Here is a 2,465-nt window from a genome sequence, read left to right as displayed (position 1 = left end):
GTAACCATCCGGTGAAAGCCGCGAGGTAGCCTTTGATCAGGTGGCAATCGAGCACCTTGCTGGCAGCCATTTCCAGGGCAGCAGCTCGTCGAGTTGGCGGGCCGGATGCTCGGCGATGCGGGCGAGCACATCCGCGAGCCAGGCCTGCGGATCGACGTCGTTGAGGCGAGCAGTCTGGATCAGGGTGTAGAGGATGGCCGCGCGCTGGCCGCCGCGATCGGATCCGCAGAACAGCCAGGCCTTGCGGCCTAGTGGCACGCAGCGCAGCGCACGTTCTGCCGCGTTGTTGGTCAGACAGACCCTCCCGTCGGTGAGGAAGTGGGCGAAGGCATCCCAACGCCGCAGCATGTAATTGATGGCTTTGGCGAGATCGTGGTTGCGCGACAGCCTGGCGAGCTGGCTGGTCAGCCAGACGTGGAGCTCAGCCATCAGGGGCGCGCTCAATCGGCGGCGTACGGCGAGGCGCTCGTCGGCGTCCTGGCCGTTGATGCCGCGCTCGACATCGAACAGCGCATCGATCCGCTGCACGGCCTCAAGCGCGATCGGGTAGATCATGCCGGCATGTTCGCCGCGTCTCTTTTTGCGGGCTGCGCTGGCGACGTCGGCCAGCTCGAAGAACTTGCGCCGCGCGTGAGCAAAGCAGCCGGCCTCATGCACAGGCGCAGGCAAGCGACCGGGAGCATAGAGCTCGCCATAACCGCCATAGGCGTCAGCTTGCAGGATGCCTGACCAGGATGCGAGATGCGCCCTTGGATGTTCGCCGCGCCGATCGCGCGAGTAGTGGAACAGAGCCGCGGGCGGATCGGCGCCGGCGAACGGCCGATCATCGCGCACGTAGACCCACAATCGAGCCGTATCGGTCTTCACCTTGGCCATGACCGGCACGGTTGTATCGTCGCCATGCAATCGCTCGGCGGCGAGGACGTGTGCCTCGATGAGCCGATAGATCGGCATCAGCGCTAAGGCGGCGGCACCGACCTGGTCGGCAAGCGTCGAGGTGCTTAGCGGCACGCCCTCGCGGGCGAAGCGCTCGGCCTGGCGGTTGAGGGGCTGGTGCTGTCCATACTTCTCGAACAGCAGCATGGCGAGGAAGCTGGGACCAGCCCAGCCACGCGGCACGACGTGGAACGGTGCCGGCGGCTGCGTGATCGTCTCGCAGTCCCGGCAGGAGAACTTCTCACGCACGGTCTGGATGACCTTCCAGGCGCGTGGGATCACCTCGAGCGTCTCGGTGACGTCCTCGCCGAGCTTCGACAGCCGGCTTCTGCCACAGGCCGGGCAAGAGCACGGAGCCGGCACGACGACCCGCTCGCGCGGCAGGTGTTCGGGAAACGGCTTCCTGGCCGGCCGCTTGCGTTCGAAGGCGGTGACGGTCGCAGTCTTCTCGGCCGCGACCTCGGCAGCAAGGTCATCCTCGGCCGCGTCGGCCTCGAGATCTTCGAGCTGCAGCTCCATCTGGTCGAGCAGCCGCCGGGTCCGCTCGGCGCTGGCGCCGTACTGCTCGCGCCTGAGCTTGGCGATCTGCAGCTTGAGGTGCGCGATCACCGCCTCGGTGGCGCTCTCCCGAGCATGGGCATTGGCGAGCTTGGCCTCGGCCTCATCGGCCCGCTGGGTGGCGCTCGCCAGCAGCGCCTTGAGCGCTTCGATATCGTCAGGAGAGGACGAAACGGTGGCTTCCATGACCGCGATGGAATCATAGAAACCCGCCCGAATGAAGCGGAAAATGCGAGAAGGACGAAGAAAACAAACGCCCTATCCGGCGCTCTGCGGACGCCAGGAATACTGCGGGTTACGCCAGTCGATCCCGTCGAGCAGGCAGGCCAGTTGCGAGGCTGTCAGCGACACCATCCCGTCCTTGGCCGACGGCCAGACGAACCGCCCCTTCTCGAGCCGCTTGGCGTAGAGCGACATGCCGATACCATCGTGCCAGATGAGCTTCACCAAAGAGCCAGCCCGCCCGCGGAATACGAACAGGTCGCCGCCATGGGGATCGCGCTTGAGGCCCTGCTGGACCAGCAAGGCCAGCCCTTGCATCCCCTTCCTCATATCCGTGTGCCCCATCGCGATCCACACGCGGGCGCCCGAAGGGATCATCGCAACGCCTTCAACGCCGCGGCCACGAGCACCGGCGATGCCGAGGCAAAAATGCTGATCCGCTTGCCGCGCGCCAGGTCGATGACGATCGCCGGCTGCAGTTCGGAAGGAGCGACGTCCAAATCCTCGATCATCACGGCCGCTGCGAAACCGGGAGCGGCCAAATCGCCTGGTTCGGGCTCGACGACAGCATCGCGCAGCTTACGCCGCCACGTGTAGACCAGTGCGGTCGACACATCATGCCGCCGTGCCACTTCGGCGACGCAGGCCCCCGGCGCGAAGGCCTCGCTCAGGATCTCCTGCCGTTCCTCGTCGTTCCAACGGCGACGCCGCTCCGGCCCGGAAAACACCGTGATCTGACCCATCGACCG

Annotated in this window: 3 protein-coding genes; all 3 read right to left on the bottom strand. The window is 66.2% G+C overall.

Features of this window, described 5'->3' with window-relative positions:
- Positions 1–36: 36 nt before the first annotated feature.
- A complete protein-coding gene (locus tag BMY84_RS28810; protein ID WP_093088585.1) occupies positions 37–1,680 on the bottom strand; it encodes an IS66 family transposase in 1,644 nt (547 codons plus the stop codon).
- A 72-nt stretch (positions 1,681–1,752) separates the two neighbouring features.
- Positions 1,753–2,094 carry an IS66 family insertion sequence element accessory protein TnpB gene (gene tnpB, locus BMY84_RS28805; protein ID WP_036524680.1) on the bottom strand — a complete coding sequence of 114 codons (342 nt, stop codon included), beginning with the start codon at positions 2,092–2,094 and terminating at the stop codon, positions 1,753–1,755.
- On the bottom strand, positions 2,091–2,465 hold a 375-nt coding region (locus tag BMY84_RS28800; RefSeq protein ID WP_256215511.1), incomplete at its 5' end, for an IS66-like element accessory protein TnpA. The genes tnpB and BMY84_RS28800, both read right to left, overlap by 4 nt.

It is taken from the genome of Sphingobium sp. AP50 (genome assembly GCF_900109095.1).
Lineage (GTDB): Bacteria > Pseudomonadota > Alphaproteobacteria > Sphingomonadales > Sphingomonadaceae > Sphingobium.
The sequence above is the reverse complement of the archived record's forward strand: the minus strand, read 5'-3'. Positions and strand labels throughout refer to the sequence as shown.